Here is a 14,945-nt window from a genome sequence, read left to right on the forward strand (position 1 = left end):
GCGCCAGCATGACCGGGAAAAGCCGATTCTACGCCGGGCACTTCCCCGTCCCCGGCCCCTTCAGCGCCCGCCCCGCCGCCGCGCCGGTTGGCTCACCGCCCTTCAGCACCTGCACCCCGTTCACCCACACGCTGGACACGCCGGTGGCATATTGTGCCGGTTTGGCGAAGGTGGCGTGATCGCTGATGGTGGCCGGATCGAACACCACGACGTCGGCGAAATAGCCGGCTTTGAGCAAGCCGCGCTCCTTGATGCCCAGATTGGTCACCGGCAGATGGCTCAGCCGCCGCACGGCGTCCTGCAGCGTTGTCGTCTTGTCCTCCCGCACATATTTGCCCAGCAGGCGGGCGACATTGCCATAGGCGCGCGGATGATCCTGGCTGAGCAGGAACACGCCCTCGGCACTCGGCGCACCGGCGTCGGATCCAAAGCTCATCCAAGGCAGCGCCGTCTGGCGCTTCACATTGGCCTCATCCATCAGGAAATAGGCGGTGCCCACCCGGCTGCCATCCTCGATCACCAGGTCGATGGCGGTATCCTCCGGGCTGGTGCCGCGCATCCGTGAAACCTCACCCAGCGTCTTGCCGGTCAGCGGCTTCAGCTTGGGGTTCTTGAAGCCGAGCAGCAGCACATTTTCCGGTGTCCCCGCACGTTTGGCGAGATTCTCCCACGGCGCGTTATCGTCGGCCATCTCGGCCTTCACGCGAGCGCGCAGGGCCGGGTCCTTCAGCCGCTCGATCCATTGTTCCAGCCCGCCCGATTGCACCCACAGGGGCATGGCGGCGTCCAGCCCAGTGGCGCCAGCGGTGTAATTATACATGTTGGCAGTGATGCGAAGGCCCTGGGCGCGCGCTGCTTCGACCTTGGCGATGATCGTGTCGAGTTTGCCCCAATTCTTCTTGCCCGACATTTTCATGTGCCAGATCTCGGCGGGTCCGCCGGATTGGCGGGCGATCTCGATCAGTTCATCCACCGCCTGCTCAATCCGGTCACCTTCGGATCGCATGTGGCTGATGTACATGCCGCCGCACGCCGCACTCGCCTTGGCCAGCGCGATCAGTTCCGGCGTTTCGGCATAGGCCGCCGGCGCATAGATCATCGAGGTGCCCAGCCCCAGCGCGCCTTCATTCATGGCGGCGCGCACCAGCCCCTGCATGCGCGCCAACTGTTCCGGTGTGGGATCAACATCGCTTTCACCCACTTCGTGCACGCGCACCGTGGTGTGGCCGACAAAGCTGGCGACATTGGGCGCGATGCCCTTCTTTTCCAGCGTGGCCAGATATTCGCCCAGCGTCGTCCAGGTGATCGGGTACTTGATATCGTCCTGCCGCATCGCGCCCAGCCGCTTCATCTCCGGGTTGAGCGGCCCCATCGACGTGCCTTCGCCCATGATTTCCAGCGTCACGCCCTGGCGGATATCGCTCTGCGCGCGGCCATCGATCAGCAGGCTTTCGGTGGCCCAGCTCAGCATGTTGACGAAGCCCGGCGAAATGGCCTGGCCCTTCACATCCGTGACGACCGCGCCCGTGGTGATGCTGGCAGGCGCAGCGCCCTTGCCGATGCCGGTGATGCGATCCCCGTCCATGGCCAGCCAGCCGGCATAGGGCGTTTCGCCCGAGCCATCGACGATCAGGCCATTGGTGAGGACCACAGGCTTTGCGAGTGCAGACGAGGCCAGCAAGACAGCAGCAACAGCCAACAGGCGCATGATCATTCCCCCCATGTGAGTGGGGGCAAGCTTATGGCGCTAATCCGCCGGCAACAAGGCGGCAATGCCGGCCAGCAAGGGCGCCAGTTCGCCGCCGCGGCTTCCCGCCATCGGCGCCAGCACGGCGGCCAGTCGCGCTGGGCGACGGCTCTCGTCCAGCGCCAGCAGCAGCCGCTGCTCATCCTCGGCCACCGCGCCATGGCAGGGCAGGTGCAGCCGCACCGGTCGCACGGCGCGGCGCGCCAGTCCAACGATCAGGCAGCGCAGCAGATGTTCCAGCCCCATTCCCTGTTCGCCGAACCGCCGCTGCAGCAATGCATGGACATGCGCATCGCGCGCACTGCCCAGCGGGCGGACCATCGCCAGCCGGCGAAGGCACCAGAGCAATTCGCGCTGGACGGCGGTAAGCCCGGCCGGATCGTCCCGGCGTGGTGGCACCGATGGCCCGCCCTCTGGCCCGCTTTCCTCATGCCGCACGAACATCGGACACCTCCATGGCCGGAAGCATGGACAAATTGCGAACGCGTCGCAATAGCAATTATGACGGCGTTGCGACGAGTTGCTGTGTGGGTCTTGCAATACACCCGCTCAAGATATATCTTAAGTGCTCCAAGCCCCAACCGGAGTCTTCCCCCATGCACTTCCGTTTCCACTTCGATCGCGATGGCTTCCACAAGGAATTTGGTGGCCGCTGGTCTGGTCGCAGCAGCCGCTGGGCTGCCTTTGCGCAGCGCTTTGCCGATGAATTTGGTGATGGCGGCGATGGTCCGCGTCCCCGCCGCCGCCGCTTTGGCGCAGAGGCGCTGAAGATCGTCATCCTCCACCTGCTGAAGGAAGAGCCGCGCCACGGTTACGACCTGATCAAGGCCATCGAGGACAAGTCCGGCGGACTTTATTCACCCTCGCCAGGCATGATCTACCCCATGCTCGCCATGCTCGCCGATGAAGGGCTGATCAGCGAAGTGGCCGGCGAGGAAGGCCGCCGCCGCTATGCCATCACCGACGCCGGCCGCGCCGCCCTGGAAGACGCCGAAGCGCAGCTGAAAGACGCGCTGCAACGCCTGGCCGACATGGCGCGTTGCAACACGGACGATGGCCGCGAACCGCTGCGCGAGGCCATGCACGATCTGCGCGCCGCCGCGCGCGAGAGCGTTCGTGATGCGGAAAGCCGCGCCGAACGCGCCGAGGCCATCGCCGCCATCCTGCGCGACGCGGCGGAGAAGATCGGCAAGCTCTGACGGAAAGACGGGAGCCTCCGGCGGGCAGGGGCTGAGCCCCTGCACCCGCTTTCGTTTGGCTTGCGCCTAACCCCTTGGGGCGGCGGCGCGGGTGAGCCGGTCGTTGATGGCAAGGCCGAGCCCGTGCCGCGGCACTGGCGCCACTGCAATGCCGGCGCGGCCCGAGGCCTGCGCAACGTGCAGCAGATCGAACAGCCGGGCGGCGGCTTCGGTGAGGTCGCCGCTCGCCGACAGCGTGGCATCGCCGGCCACCGCGCCGAAACCGATGTGATATTCGTCCGACCCAGCCGTAACGGCCTCAAGCCGCACCGGCTGCTGCGGGGCATAGTGCGATTCCATCATGCCCGGCGCGATGACCCTGTCCCTTGACCCCTCTCCCGGGCCGGCGTCGCCGTCTCTCGACCTCTCCCCGGCGGGGAGAGGTGAAGGAGAATCACCTCTCCCCGCCGGGGAGAGGTCGACTCGCGCGAAGCGCGGCGGGAGAGGGGCTCCCGCTGCGCCGACAATTGCCTCAACCGCAACAGCGCCCGGCCGCAGCAAACGCCAGCCGTCGCCTTCAATCGCAACAATCGTCGATTCCACCCCCGCCGCGCACGGCCCGGCATCGATCACCGGCACATCCGCCAACGACTCCAGCACATGCCCCGCCCGGGTGGGTGAAATCCGGCCCGAAGCATTGGCCGACGGCGCCGCCAACGGACCCACGCTGCGCACAAGCGCCTGCATGACGGCGTGCGCCGGGCAGCGCAGGGCGATCGTGTCCAGCCCCGCCGTCACCAGACTGGCCACCGGCGCATCGGCGCGGCGCGGCAGCACCAGCGTCAGCGGGCCCGGCCAGAGCATATCTGCCAGCGCATGCGCCAAGGGCGAAAACACCGCCAGCGTCTCGGCCTGCGCCACATCGGCGACATGCACGATCAGCGGGTTGAAGCTTGGCCGGCCCTTCGCCGCATAGATGCCCGCCACTGCCGCACCATCGTCCGCCCGCGCCGCCAGCCCATAGACCGTCTCCGTCGGCACGGCGACCAGGCCGCCAGCCCGCAGCACAGCCGCCGCTGCGGCAATGCCGGCGGGATCGGGCGTCAACAGGCGGCTTTCGGGCGGCATTGCGCGCGTCTATACGGTCAAGGAACCGAAAACGGAAACAGCACGGAATTCTGGCCATGCCCTACACCGCCCCCACCACCGAACAGCGTTTCGTGCTCGACGTGATCGCCGATCTGCCCGGCCTTGCCGCACTGCCGGCCTATGCCAACGCCACGCCGGACATGGTGGACGCGATCCTGGGTGAATCGGGCAAGCTGGCTGCGAATGTCTTCGCGCCGCTGAACAAGTCCGGCGACAAGGAACATGCGCGGGTGAATGACGGCGTGGTGACACTGCCCGCCGGCTTCGTGGAGGCCTATGGCCAATATGTGCAAGCCGGCTGGGCAGGCCTTGGCGTGCCGGAAGCGCATGGCGGCCAGGGCCTGCCGTTTGCCGTTGCGGTCGCCGTGCAGGAGCAGTTGACCAGCGCCAACATGGCCTTTGCCCTGTGCATGATGCTGAGCCAGGGCGCGATCGAGGCGCTCGCCGCCCACGCCTCGCCGGAACTGCAGGAGCGTTACCTCTCCAAGCTCGTCACCGGCGAATGGACCGGCACCATGAACCTCACCGAGCCGACCGCTGGCAGCGACGTCGGCGCGCTGAAATCCCGCGCCGAACCCAACCCGGACGGATCATGGCGCATCAAGGGCACCAAGATCTTCATCACCTGGGGCGAGCATGACGCGGCCGAGAATATTGTCCATCTCGTGCTGGCCCGCACGCCCGACAGCCCGCCGGGCACCAAGGGGATCAGCCTGTTCCTGGTGCCGAAAATCCTGCCCGATGGCACCCGCAACGACCTGAAGTGCGTCGGTGTCGAGCACAAGCTCGGTATCCACGCCTCCCCCACCTGCACGATGAGCTTTGGCGATTCCGACCAGTGCATCGGCTGGATGGTCGGGAGCGAAGGCGGCGGTATGCGGGCCATGTTCACCATGATGAACAACGCCCGCGTGCAGGTGGGCCTGCAGGGCGTCGCCATTGCCGAAGGCGCCATGCAGCACGCGCTGGATTATGCCCGCACCCGTGTCCAGAGCGCGAAATTTGGCGGCGGGCGGGAGCCGGTGCGCATCATCGAGCATGCCGACGTGCGCCGCACGATCATGACCATGCGCGCGCTCACCGAAGCCAGCCGCGCTTTGGTGTATCTGAACGCCGCCGCCGTTGACCGGGCGCATACCGGCGACAAGGCCGGGCAAGGCCTCGCCGATCTGCTCACCCCCATCTCGAAAAGCTGGGCCACCGATATCGGCGTCGAAGTCGCTTCACTGGGCGTGCAGATCTTCGGCGGCATGGGCTATGTCGAGGAGACGGGCGCGGCCCAATATCTGCGCGATGCCCGCATCGCGCCGATCTATGAAGGCACCAACGGCATCCAGGCCATGGATCTTGTCGGCCGCAAGCTGGGCATGGACGGCGGCCAGCACTGGAAGGACCTGTTGGGCGAAGTCCGCGCCACGCTGTCTGATCTCGACGAGGATGAGGAGTTGAAGCTCATCACCCCGTGGCTGCAGGACGCGCTGGATTCGGCGCAGACGAGCTCGATCTGGCTGGCCGGCGCCAACAATCCCGATGATGTCGCTGCCGGCGCCACGCCCTATCTGCGGCTGATGGGCCTCACGCTTGGCGGCTGGCTGCTCGCCAAGCAGGCGCTGGCCAGCCGCACCCACCCCGATCCGCAGTTCGCCGCCGCCAAGCGCGCCACCGCGCGCTTCTTCGCCGAACAATTGCTGCCGCAAGTGCAGGCGCTCTCGGCCAGCGCCATGCGCGGCGCGGCGCTGCTCTATGCCATTCCAGAGGATGGTCTGGCGGCGGCCTAAACTCCCCACCTCACCCGCCCGTTACCCCCTCCAGATGGAGGCGGCGCAATGGGGGCAGAAGAGGCTTGGCAGGAACGATCGTCACCACGGGGCAGCCCGTTGCGGCGACAGCGCGCGCGCCATGATCGCAGTGACCGGTGGGCCAACCGCTCACGCCTGATGCTGATCAGCGGTGCGGCCTTGCTGGTAATTGCCACCATCGTGGCCCGCTTTCTGCCGCAGGGCCGCACGGCCGGCGCCGTGCGGCCCGCGGTTGCCATGCGGCCGGCGGTGGTGGCCGCCGCGGCCATCGGCTTCGGTGAGAAGCTCACGCCGGACAAGCTCAAGCTGGTCGATGTGCCGGCGCAGACGCTGCCATCCGGCCATTTCGCGCGCATCGATTCGCTGGTCGTTGATCAGGGCCGCACCGCCATCCGGCCCATTGCCGCCAACGAACTGGTGATCGAAGCCGCGCTGGTGGCGGGTGCCCGCAGACTGTCGACAGCGCCGTTGCTGACACCTGGCCAGCGCGCCCTGGCGGTGCAGGTGGATGAAACCGCTGGCCTGTCTGGCCTGGTGTTCCCCGGTGACCGGGTCGACGTGCTGATGACCCGGCAGCCCGAGGAAGCCATGCCCTATGCCGAGATACTGGCCCAGAATCTGCGGGTATTGGCGGTCGGCAACGACATGAATGTTGGCCGCGAGAAGCCCAAGCTGGAAAAGACGGTCACGCTGGAAGTCAGCCCGTTGCAGGCGCAGAAACTCACGCTGGCCATGGCCAACGGCACGATCAGCCTGGCCCTGCGCCAGTTCAGCAACGAAGCACGGGTGCGCCTCAACACCCTGCAGGTGAGCGACCTCACCGACGGCACCACCACCAGGCTGGTCCGCAAACCCGGCAGCGAACCGGTCGTCGCCGCCCCTGCTCGCCCGGCCGCAAACCAGCGCCCGGTCCCCAGCGTTACCGTGATGCGCGGCGGCGCCGCCAGCGCGGCCGGGATTCTGCCCTGATTGGCGTTGAACAACGTCGGAAATCCACCCATCAGAACCTGCACCGGATCATGATGATCCGGCCCGACCTTGACTTTGCCATAAATCACGCCCACATCAGGGTTGCTAATCGTCGCCTGCGACGGAAATTGACGCCTGAAAAACGGCTCCTTCTCCTTTCTCGCGCTACCAGCTCCGGCCGTGCATTTGCGGCCGGGTTTCTTGTTTTCGCGAAAGGAAAACATCACATGATCACCGGAACCGTAAAATTCTTCAATGCCGACAAGGGCTATGGTTTCATCTCGCCGGAAAATGGTGGCGATGACAACTTCGTGCACATCAGCGCCGTTGAGCGCGCCGGCATGAGCACCCTCAACAAGGAACAGCGCGTTTCCTATGAACTGGAAACCGATCGCCGCGGCAAGACCTCGGCTGTGAACCTTCAGGCTGCGTAAGCGACAGGGCCGGGCAGCGTCGCAAGGCTGCTGCCCGGCCTTCGAGCCGCACCCTTGCGCGGCGCCCAAGGACGGCAGTTGTTCCAGCCTTCGGGCCGGGAAACACCCGCGCACAGGATGCAGCCCTTCTGTTCACACCACCCAACCACGACCAGACAGCAGGCGCACAGCAGCGCCAGGACCTTGATGACCATTACCACCCTTGAAAACACAAGCCGGCCGCAGACTGCGCGCCGCACGCTCACTCCCTATTACGGCAATCGTGAACATCGCCGTTCACCCGTCCTCACCCGCAGCGAACTGCGCCAGCTGGTGCTCGATCAACTGGGTTGACCAGCCCCAAGGCCCGCCATTGTGCCGTGGCCGTTCCGCAAAGGATCACAGCATGCGCGCCACCAGCCTGTTCTATGCCACACAGATCGATCAATGCGCGCGCAATGCCGCCGATGCCGTGCTGGACAATCAACGCACCATGTTCCTCCGTGCCCAGGCGGCCTGGCAGACGCTGGCCGACAAGGAAAACGCCGCCCAGGCCGAGCGCGAAAAGCGCCTGCCGGCCTGACAACAGCGCCGATCAGGGCGCCGGATGCATCGCCCGATCAACCCAGTGCGCGCACAGCGCCCCCGCCATTTGCGCGGCCAGGAACGCCGGCACGCTGGCCGGTGCGATGCCGTCGAAGGTGTCGGTGAGGCTGCGGGCAAAGGTGAGCGTGGGATTGGCAAAGCTGGTTGACGACGTGAACCAGCAGGCCGCCGTGATATAGAGCGCCACGCAGACCGGCACCGAGTCCGGCCGATGCCGCCCGCTGAGCAGCACGGTGAGCAGCAGGCCGAAAGTGGCGATGAATTCGCCCAGCCATTGCCCGGCGCCGTCGCGCACATGGCTGGAAAACTGCAGGATCGGCAGATCGAACATGGCGTGCGCGCACCACACGCCGGCAACACCGGCGACCAGCTGCACCGCCATCATCGCGGCGCCGCTGGCCCACGTGCCTTCGCCGCGCAGCCGCGTGACGATGGTGACGGCCGGATTGAAATGCGCGCCCGAGATCGGCCCGAGCATGGCGATCAGCACATAGAGCATCGCCGCAATCGCGCCGACATTGCCGATCAGCGCCACCGCGACATTGCCGCCGGCCAGCCGCTCCGCCATCACGCCCGAACCCACCACGCAGGCAAACAGCAGGAAACTGCCCAGCGCCTCGCCCACCAATATCGCCCGCATGCTGCCCCCCGCTTTCGCTGTTTTGGCCATCATCGGGGCACTGGCGCGGCTGTCAACCGCCCTGCTCACCGCATCGGGAAGGGCAGGCCGCGCTCCGCCACCGGCGGCAGCACGTCATCCACATCGATCACCCGCGCTTCATTGCTGCTGCCGGGCAGGGCGGCCAGCGTGGCGACGGCGCGATCCAGCACCACATCCCACGCCGCCGCCATGGCCGGTGTGAAGCCATCCCCGCAGCCATCACGGATCACGGCGGCCACGATGGGCAGGAAATCGGCGAACACGGCGCGCGGGATGCCATAGGCATCATGGGTAATGGCCTCCGTGCCCAGAAACGCCCCGCCCCAGCCGCCATCGGGCGCATGGGGAGCGGCCAGATCCAGCACCATTTCCAGGCTGCGGCTCAGCATCTCGCCACGGATGCGGCCCGAAGTATCGCGCCAGAATTCGGCTTCCATGGCCGGGTGCAACGCGAACAGCCGGGCATAGACCGCCGGCTGCGGATCGCCGATTCGGGCAACGGCCAGTTCCAGGCTGGCTTCAACGGCGGCGCGATCATCCATCAGCCCATGCTGCGCTGCGACCGCGTCGCCCACAAGTAGCGGTTTTGCAGAGGGCAGCGCCACCATGACAGCGTTAACCCTTTATTGTCGCGCCAGCCATTGACAAATTGGTGACGATATTTAACAAAGGCTTTCTAGTGTTGTTGCGTTGGTGTGTTTGCGTAAGGCCAGCGCCGAGTTGGGGGATGTTCCGATGTCCGATGCGCGGCCCTTTGTTGATTATTATGCGATCCTGCGGGTTCATCCCGAGTGCGATCACCGCACGCTGGAGATCGCTTATCGCAGCCTCGCGAAAATCTATCACCCCGATCATCCGGACACCGCCGACGTTGACATGTTCAATGCGGTGATCGAGGCCTATCGCGCGCTCAAGGATCACGGCAAGCGCCTCGCCTATGACGCGCAATACAGCAGCCACACCGGCTTCGTGTTTTCCGCCGACGATGACATCCTGGCCGAAGAGCGCACCGCGCTGTCCGATGCCGATGTCCATGCCGAAGTGCTGCTCTATCTGTACAAGCGCCGCCGCGAACGCGCGCAGGAGCCGGGCGTGGGCCAGTATGAACTGCAGCGCCTGCTGGGCTGCAGCAACGAGGCCTTTGATTTCCACGCCTGGTATCTGAAGGCCAAGGGCCTGATCGAAACCACCGACGCCGGCACGCTGGCCATCACCATCGCCGGGGTGGACCATGTGATCAGCACGTCGCGCGCCACCGCGCAGGAAAAGCTGCGCATTACCACCCAGTTCGGCGCCAGCCACGGCCCCAATGCGGGCCCACGCGCCTGGCCGCACGCCGCCGCCGCCTGAACCGGGCCGGCTTGCGCCCGGCCTGTCTGGCAGCGATCCGGTCAGGGCCCCAAGCTGATGGACGCACGCGCCGCTTGGCGTTAGGGAACGGGCAACCCCGTTTCTTCTTGCAAAGCCTGATCCTGTGAACCTGTTTACCGACTATGCCGCGATTCTGAAAGCGGCACTGGCTGAACTGACCGAAGCTGGCACGCTGCCGGCTGGCCTGTCGCTTGCCAATGTGACGGTCGAGCCGCCACGCGATGCCTCCCACGGCGATCTGGCCACCAATGCCGCGATGGTGCTGGCCAAGCCGGCCGGCCTGAACCCGCGCGCGCTCGCCGAAGCGCTGGTTTCCGCCCTGCGCACCAAGCCGGGCATCGCCGCCGCCGAAGTCGCCGGGCCGGGCTTCATCAACCTGAAACTGGCCGACAACGTGTGGCACGCACAGATCAACGCGATGCTGACCGCCGGCGCCGATTATGGCCGTTCCACCGCGGGCCAGGCCAAGCGCATCAATGTCGAATATGTCTCCGCCAATCCCACCGGGCCGATGCACATGGGCCATTGCCGGGGTGCCGTGGTGGGCGATGCGCTGGCCGGCTTGCTGGAATATGCCGGCTGGCAGGTGACGCGCGAATATTACATCAACGATGCCGGCGGCCAGGTCGATACGCTCGCCCGCTCCGCCCACCTGCGGTATCGCGAGGCGCTGGGCGAAAGCATCGAGATCCCGGAAGGCTTCTACCCCGGCGACTATCTGGTGCCGGTGGGTCAGGCGCTTGCCGCCGAGTTTGGCGACGCGCATGTGGGGGCACCCGAATCCGCCTGGCTGGCCCTGTTCCGCACGCGCACCGTGGCGCTGATGATGGAGCGTATCCGCGCCGATCTCGCCCTGCTCGGCATCGCACAGTCGGTGTTCTTCTCCGAAGCCTCGCTCGGCCCCAAGGTGAGGCAAGCGCTTGAAACGCTGAAGGCCAAGGGCCTGATCTATGAAGGCGTGCTGGAAAAGCCGAAGGGCGAAGCCGCCGATGATTGGGAACCGCGCCCGCAGACATTGTTTCGCTCGACCGATTTCGGCGACGATCAGGACCGGGCGATGATGAAATCGAACGGCAGCTGGACCTATTTTGCCGGCGACGTCGCCTATCATTGGGACAAGCTGACCCGGGGCTATGACGCGCTGGTCAACATCTTTGGCGCCGATCACGCCGGCTATGTGAAGCGGATGACGGCGGCGGTGAAGGCGCTGTCGGACGGCCGGGTGCCGCTCGACATCAAGATCGTGAACCTGGTGAAATTGCTGCGTGCTGGCGAGCCGGTGAAGATGTCCAAGCGGGCCGGCACCTTCGTGACACTGGGCGAAGTGGTGGAGGAAGTGGGCAAGGATGTCGTCCGCTTCGTGATGCTCACCAAGCGGCCGGAATCGATGATGGATTTCGATTTCGCCAAGGTGGTGGAGCAGAGCCGCGACAATCCGGTGTTCTATGTGCAGTACGCCCACGCCCGCATTGCTTCCTTGGGCCGCAAGGTCGCCGAAGCCGGATTGGTGCTGCCGGAGCCTGACCTGACGTTGCTCGACTCCGACGAACTGAATGTGGTGAAGATGGCCGCCAACTTCCCGCGCATCGTCGAACAGGCCGCCGATGCCCGCGAACCGCACCGCATCGCCTTCTACCTCGGCGATCTCGCGGCGGCCTTCCACAGCCAGTGGAACGCCGGCAATGATGATGCGACCCGTCGCTTCGTGCTGGCGGATCGGCCTGACTTGACGGCAGCGCGGCTGGCAATGGCGCGCGCGGTCGGGCAAGTGATCAGGAACGGCCTCGCCGTCATCGGCGTCGCCGCAGCGGAGGAGCTGCACTGATGGCCGGTCGCGACGAGGATGCCCCCTGGCTGGCCGAAGCCGCGCCGCTGCGGGCGGAGCCGAAGAAGCGCCCGCTCCTCAATATCATCATCGCCGTGCTGGCGTTGGGCGCGGTGGCGGCAGTGGCGTTGCTGATGCTGCTCGGGCGCCGCGATGGTGGGTCGTCCCAGGGCTATATGGAAGCCGATCAGGCGCCGCTGATCGAAGCCGATGCCGGCCCCTACAAGGTGCCACCCGCGGATCGCCAGGGCATGGATGTGCAGGGCGACGGCGAAGTGATTCACGAAGCGGTGCGCGGCGAGAATCCCGGCGCAGTGATCGACATGGGCGCCCTGCCCGAAGAGCCGATCGGCCGCCCGCGCGATCTGCTGCCGCCCGATGGCGCCGCGCCGCCGGCTGGCCCGCAAAGCGCAATGCCGCCAGCCGCCGCCGGGCAACCCGTGCAGGTGCAGGTGATGCCGGCCGGACCGCCGCCTGCTGCTGTTCGCACGGTGCCAGCGCGTCCGCCGGTTGCAGCGCCGGCGGCGGCCAAGCCGGCCGCTGCGCCGCCCGTCGCCGTGAAGCCGGCACCAGTGGTGACCAAGGCGGCCGCTGCGCCCGCCGCCAAGGCCGCAACGGTGCAGATTGGCGCCTTTTCCAGCGAGGCCAAGGCCGAGGAAGAATGGGCCCGCGTCGCCGGCAAGGGCAGCCTGACCGGCAAACGCATCGAAAAGCTCACCTCGTCCACCGGCAAGACACTGTGGCGGGTGCGCGGCACGGCAGCCGATCCCGATGCCGCCTGCAAGGCGATCCTGGCCGCGAAGGGTGCCTGCGAGGTGAAGAAGTGATGCAGCCGCTGTTCCTCGGTCTCGCCGGGCTTACCCTGAATGACGAGGAACGCGCACTGTTCCGCGCGGCGGGCCCTGCCGGCTATATCCTGTTCAAGCGCAACATCGATTCGCCCGACCAGGTGCGCGCGCTGACCCAGTCGCTGCGCGATCTGGCTGGCCGTGATGTGCCGATCCTGATCGATCAGGAAGGCGGCCGCGTCGCCCGGCTGCGCCCGCCGCATTGGCCGGAGTTCCCGACCGGCGAACGGTTCGGCCTGCTTTATGACAAGGCGCCGATCACCGCGATCGAGGCCTGCCGGCTGAACGCGCTGGCGCTCGCGGCACTGCTGAGGGAACTGGGCATCAACGTCGATTGCCTGCCCCTTCTCGATGTGCGCGACCCTGGCGGCCACGACATCATCGGCGATCGCGCGTTCGGTGCCGAACCGATGGTGGTTTCAGCGCTCGGCAAGGCGGTGCTCGATGGCTTTCAGGCCGGCGGCATCTGCGGCGTCGTCAAGCATATCCCCGGCCATGGCCGTGCCCGCGCCGACAGCCATCTCGAACTGCCTGTGGTCACCACCAGCCGCGACGAACTGGAACGCGATTTCGAACCCTTCCGCCGCCTTGCTGACGCGCCGATGGCGATGACCGCACATATCACCTACACCGCGCTCGACGCCCATCGCTGCGCCACGCTGTCGCCAACGGTGATCGACTTCATCCGCAATGGTATCGGCTTTGGCGGCCTGCTGATGTCCGACGATCTCGGCATGCATGCGCTCGGCAATCCGCAATCGGGCGGCCACCCGCCGGGCAGCAATGCGCTTTCCGATTTCGGCGCCCGGGCCTTGGCCTGCCTTGATGCCGGCTGCGATATTGCGCTGCACTGTTCCGGTGATTTCGCCGAAATGCGCAGCATTGTCGAAGCCGCGCCGGTGATGAGCGACGCCGCTGCGACCCGCCTCGCTGCCGCCATGGCCTGGATGGGGCCGGGTGATTCGACCCCGGTGGCCGAATGGGCCGCCGCCCGCGACACGCTGCTGGCGCTGGCGTGACCGAGGCGGACGCGCAATTCGATCTGCCGGTGCGGGCTGCGCCGGAAACGGCCACGCTGATCCTGCAACTGGGCAGCTGGGAAGGCCCGCTCGATCTTCTGCTCACCCTGGCGCGGGCGCAAAAGGTGGATCTGGCCCAGATTTCCATCCTGGCGCTGGTCGATCAATATCTGGATTTCATCCGGGATGCGAAAGCGCTCAGCCTCGAATTGGCCGCCGATTACCTCGTGATGGCGGCCTGGCTGGCCTATCTGAAATCCCTGCTGCTGCTGCCGAAGGACCCGGAGGCCGAGCCCGATCCGGCCGAGCTGGCGCTGAAACTGCAGTTCCAGCTGCAACGGCTCGAAGCGATGCGCGAGGCCGGCCAGCGCCTGCTCGCCCGCCCGCAACTGGGCTGGGACCTGTTCCGCCGCCCCAATCCCGAAGGCCTCGCCGAAGACAGGCGCGCCATCTACGACTGCAGCTATTATGATCTGCTGTCGGCTTATGGTGCGATCACGGCGCGACGCTCGCGCTCTGTCCATGTCGTCCGCCGCCGGCCGGTGATGGCGCTCGATGAAGCCATTGAACGGCTTGAACATTTGTTGGGCCGCAGCATCGACTGGACGGAGCTTGTACGCTTCCTGCCCGCCGATCTGGCCGATGAATCCTATGCCCGCTCGGTGCTGGCCTCCAGCTTTGTCGCCGCGCTCGAACTCACCCGCCAGGGCAAGGCGACGCTGAGCCAGGGCGCTGCCTTTGCCCCGATCCTGCTGAAAGCCCGTCATGAGTGAAGATTTCGCCCTGACCCGTGCCCTGGAAGCGATCCTGTTTGCCGCCGAAGCGCCGCTGTCGCTGACCGAGCTGACCCGCCATGTCGGCGAGCGTGGTGACCTGCTGCCCACATTGCGTGCATTGGCGGCCAGCTATGAACCGCGCGGCATCAACCTCGTCGAGCGCGGCGGCAAGTGGCAGTTCCAGACCGCGCCCGACTTGGGCCATTTCCTGCGCACCAGCCGCGAGACCGTGAAGAAGCTGAGCCGCGCCGGCGTCGAGACGCTGGCGGTGATTGCCTATCACGAGCCGGTGACCCGCCCGGAAATCGAGGAAATCCGCGGCGTTGCGGTTTCGGGTGGCACCATCGACGTGCTGATGGAAGCTGGCTGGGTGCGCCCCGCCGGCCGCCGCGAAACCCCGGGACGGCCGCTGCAATATGCGACGACGCCGGAATTCCTCGCCCACTTCAACCTCGCCAGCCGCCGCGATCTGCCCGGCATGGCTGATCTGAAAGCCGCCGGCCTGCTCGATCGCGAACCACCGCGCGAATTGCCATTGCCGCTGGGCGGGCGGGAGGAATGAAAGAGCCCGCTCACGCCTTGGG

The 14,945-nt window shown here is 66.5% G+C and carries 17 protein-coding genes; 12 read left to right on the forward strand and 5 right to left on the reverse strand.

Annotated elements, in window-relative coordinates; translation table 11 throughout:
* Positions 1-28: 28 nt before the first annotated feature.
* Complete coding sequence (locus D619_RS0108820) at positions 29-1,708, reverse strand: D-aminoacylase (protein ID WP_243442628.1); 1,680 nt, start codon at positions 1,706-1,708, stop codon at positions 29-31.
* Between the two features lie 39 nt (positions 1,709-1,747).
* Positions 1,748-2,191, reverse strand: a complete 444-nt coding sequence (locus D619_RS0108825) for a hypothetical protein (protein ID WP_017668222.1) — start codon at positions 2,189-2,191, stop codon at positions 1,748-1,750.
* A 152-nt stretch (positions 2,192-2,343) separates the two neighbouring features.
* On the opposite strand from D619_RS0108825, the gene D619_RS0108830 reads away from it, so the two are divergent.
* On the forward strand, positions 2,344-2,946 hold the full coding sequence (locus D619_RS0108830; RefSeq protein WP_017668223.1) for a PadR family transcriptional regulator: 603 nt from the start codon (positions 2,344-2,346) through the stop codon (positions 2,944-2,946).
* A 66-nt stretch (positions 2,947-3,012) separates the two neighbouring features.
* On the opposite strand, the gene D619_RS0108835 is transcribed toward D619_RS0108830, so the two are convergent.
* A complete protein-coding gene (locus D619_RS0108835) occupies positions 3,013-4,053 on the reverse strand; it encodes an L-threonylcarbamoyladenylate synthase (protein WP_017668224.1) in 1,041 nt (346 codons plus the stop codon).
* Positions 4,054-4,109: 56 nt separating this feature from the next.
* Here D619_RS0108835 and D619_RS0108840 point away from each other — a divergent pair, with 56 nt between their 5' ends.
* From D619_RS0108840 to D619_RS18085, 5 genes are all read left to right on the forward strand, one after another.
* Complete coding sequence (locus D619_RS0108840) at positions 4,110-5,852, forward strand: acyl-CoA dehydrogenase (RefSeq protein ID WP_017668225.1); 1,743 nt, start codon at positions 4,110-4,112, stop codon at positions 5,850-5,852.
* A 159-nt stretch (positions 5,853-6,011) separates the two neighbouring features.
* Positions 6,012-6,842 carry a Flp pilus assembly protein CpaB gene (gene cpaB, locus D619_RS0108845; RefSeq protein ID WP_020480439.1) on the forward strand — a complete coding sequence of 277 codons (831 nt, stop codon included), beginning with the start codon at positions 6,012-6,014 and terminating at the stop codon, positions 6,840-6,842.
* A 227-nt stretch (positions 6,843-7,069) separates the two neighbouring features.
* On the forward strand, positions 7,070-7,276 hold the full coding sequence (locus D619_RS0108850) for a cold-shock protein (RefSeq protein ID WP_017668227.1): 207 nt from the start codon (positions 7,070-7,072) through the stop codon (positions 7,274-7,276).
* A gap of 186 nt (positions 7,277-7,462) precedes the next feature.
* Entirely contained in the window at positions 7,463-7,609 is a 147-nt protein-coding gene (locus tag D619_RS18080) for a hypothetical protein (protein ID WP_017668228.1), read from the forward strand.
* 52 nt (positions 7,610-7,661) lie between these two features.
* A complete protein-coding gene (locus tag D619_RS18085; RefSeq protein ID WP_017668229.1) occupies positions 7,662-7,838 on the forward strand; it encodes a hypothetical protein in 177 nt (58 codons plus the stop codon).
* Between the two features lie 12 nt (positions 7,839-7,850).
* Here D619_RS18085 and D619_RS0108860 read toward each other — a convergent pair whose 3' ends face one another.
* Entirely contained in the window at positions 7,851-8,501 is a 651-nt protein-coding gene (locus tag D619_RS0108860; protein WP_026090877.1) for an MIP/aquaporin family protein, read from the reverse strand.
* 65 nt (positions 8,502-8,566) lie between these two features.
* Complete coding sequence (locus D619_RS17295; protein WP_020480441.1) at positions 8,567-9,130, reverse strand: globin; 564 nt, start codon at positions 9,128-9,130, stop codon at positions 8,567-8,569.
* A 127-nt stretch (positions 9,131-9,257) separates the two neighbouring features.
* On the opposite strand from D619_RS17295, the gene D619_RS16200 reads away from it, so the two are divergent.
* The 6 genes from D619_RS16200 (at position 9,258) to scpB (ending at position 14,923) form a co-directional block, all read left to right on the forward strand.
* On the forward strand, positions 9,258-9,872 hold the full coding sequence (locus D619_RS16200; protein ID WP_017668232.1) for a J domain-containing protein: 615 nt from the start codon (positions 9,258-9,260) through the stop codon (positions 9,870-9,872).
* A 124-nt stretch (positions 9,873-9,996) separates the two neighbouring features.
* Entirely contained in the window at positions 9,997-11,718 is a 1,722-nt protein-coding gene (argS, locus tag D619_RS0108875; RefSeq protein ID WP_017668233.1) for an arginine--tRNA ligase, read from the forward strand.
* On the forward strand, positions 11,718-12,545 hold the full coding sequence (locus D619_RS18090; protein WP_017668234.1) for an SPOR domain-containing protein: 828 nt from the start codon (positions 11,718-11,720) through the stop codon (positions 12,543-12,545). The genes argS and D619_RS18090 overlap by 1 nt, the downstream gene beginning before the upstream one ends.
* Positions 12,545-13,585, forward strand: a complete 1,041-nt coding sequence (gene nagZ / locus D619_RS0108885; protein WP_017668235.1) for a beta-N-acetylhexosaminidase — start codon at positions 12,545-12,547, stop codon at positions 13,583-13,585. The genes D619_RS18090 and nagZ overlap by 1 nt, the downstream gene beginning before the upstream one ends.
* Positions 13,582-14,358 carry a ScpA family protein gene (locus D619_RS0108890; protein WP_026090878.1) on the forward strand — a complete coding sequence of 259 codons (777 nt, stop codon included), beginning with the start codon at positions 13,582-13,584 and terminating at the stop codon, positions 14,356-14,358. Before nagZ ends, D619_RS0108890 begins: the two co-directional genes overlap by 4 nt.
* Positions 14,351-14,923, forward strand: a complete 573-nt coding sequence (gene scpB / locus D619_RS0108895) for an SMC-Scp complex subunit ScpB (protein ID WP_017668237.1) — start codon at positions 14,351-14,353, stop codon at positions 14,921-14,923. The genes D619_RS0108890 and scpB overlap by 8 nt, the downstream gene beginning before the upstream one ends.
* The last annotated feature ends 22 nt before the right edge of the window (positions 14,924-14,945 follow it).

Origin of the sequence: Sandarakinorhabdus sp. AAP62, assembly GCF_000331225.1 — a bacterium.
Classification (GTDB): Bacteria; Pseudomonadota; Alphaproteobacteria; order Sphingomonadales; family Sphingomonadaceae; genus Sandarakinorhabdus.

Excerpts from the sequence above, each read along its gene's own strand:
- D619_RS17295 (WP_020480441.1), bottom strand. The coding sequence starts at position 9,130 with ATGGTGGCGCTGCCCTCTGCAAAACCGCTACTTGTGGGCGACGCGGTC.
- nagZ (WP_017668235.1), top strand. The coding sequence starts at position 12,545 with ATGCAGCCGCTGTTCCTCGGTCTCGCCGGGCTTACCCTGAATGACGAG.
- D619_RS0108860 (WP_026090877.1), bottom strand. The coding sequence starts at position 8,501 with ATGCGGGCGATATTGGTGGGCGAGGCGCTGGGCAGTTTCCTGCTGTTT.
- D619_RS0108835 (WP_017668224.1), bottom strand. The coding sequence starts at position 4,053 with ATGCCGCCCGAAAGCCGCCTGTTGACGCCCGATCCCGCCGGCATTGCC.
- D619_RS16200 (WP_017668232.1), top strand. The coding sequence starts at position 9,258 with ATGTCCGATGCGCGGCCCTTTGTTGATTATTATGCGATCCTGCGGGTT.
- cpaB (WP_020480439.1), top strand. The coding sequence starts at position 6,012 with ATGCTGATCAGCGGTGCGGCCTTGCTGGTAATTGCCACCATCGTGGCC.
- D619_RS18085 (WP_017668229.1), top strand. The coding sequence starts at position 7,662 with ATGCGCGCCACCAGCCTGTTCTATGCCACACAGATCGATCAATGCGCG.
- D619_RS0108840 (WP_017668225.1), top strand. The coding sequence starts at position 4,110 with ATGCCCTACACCGCCCCCACCACCGAACAGCGTTTCGTGCTCGACGTG.
- D619_RS0108820 (WP_243442628.1), bottom strand. The coding sequence starts at position 1,708 with ATGCGCCTGTTGGCTGTTGCTGCTGTCTTGCTGGCCTCGTCTGCACTC.
- D619_RS0108830 (WP_017668223.1), top strand. The coding sequence starts at position 2,344 with ATGCACTTCCGTTTCCACTTCGATCGCGATGGCTTCCACAAGGAATTT.
- D619_RS18090 (WP_017668234.1), top strand. The coding sequence starts at position 11,718 with ATGGCCGGTCGCGACGAGGATGCCCCCTGGCTGGCCGAAGCCGCGCCG.
- D619_RS0108825 (WP_017668222.1), bottom strand. The coding sequence starts at position 2,191 with ATGTTCGTGCGGCATGAGGAAAGCGGGCCAGAGGGCGGGCCATCGGTG.
- D619_RS18080 (WP_017668228.1), top strand. The coding sequence starts at position 7,463 with ATGACCATTACCACCCTTGAAAACACAAGCCGGCCGCAGACTGCGCGC.
- D619_RS0108850 (WP_017668227.1), top strand. The coding sequence starts at position 7,070 with ATGATCACCGGAACCGTAAAATTCTTCAATGCCGACAAGGGCTATGGT.
- scpB (WP_017668237.1), top strand. The coding sequence starts at position 14,351 with ATGAGTGAAGATTTCGCCCTGACCCGTGCCCTGGAAGCGATCCTGTTT.